This window comes from Paraburkholderia sp. SIMBA_030 (assembly GCF_046535245.1).
Taxonomy (GTDB): domain Bacteria; phylum Pseudomonadota; class Gammaproteobacteria; order Burkholderiales; family Burkholderiaceae; genus Paraburkholderia.
In genome coordinates this window covers 1-272 of the sequence record NZ_JAWRXB010000531.1, presented here as the reverse complement: position 1 = coordinate 272, position 272 = coordinate 1, and the positions used below count along the sequence as shown (strand labels likewise).

The 272-nt window shown below is 57.4% G+C and carries 1 protein-coding gene; it reads left to right on the top strand.

Annotation, left to right across the window (positions count from 1 at the left end; translation table 11 throughout):
- Positions 1–15 precede the first annotated feature (15 nt).
- Positions 16–272, top strand: a 257-nt coding sequence (locus SB772_RS41090) for an EAL domain-containing protein (RefSeq protein WP_410838662.1), incomplete at its 3' end; no start/stop codon positions are given.

Genomic DNA, 272 nt, shown 5'->3' with positions numbered 1-272 from the left:
AAGCGTTGCCAGACGTTGCGCAGTGCCGGATTCAGGATTGCCCTGGATGACGTGGTGGAAATTACTCCGCAAATCGAGGCTTTCTTGCCGGCGGTAGACATCATCAAGCTCGAATGGCCTTCGATAGGTGCCCACGCGGCAGGCCCGATGGTGCGCGATCTGAAACGCGCAGGAAAGATTGTCGTGGGCGAGAAAATCGATGATCGCCAGCAGTTGCAGATGGCGCTCGATGCGGGATGCGACATGATCCAGGGGTTTTACTTCAGCAGGCC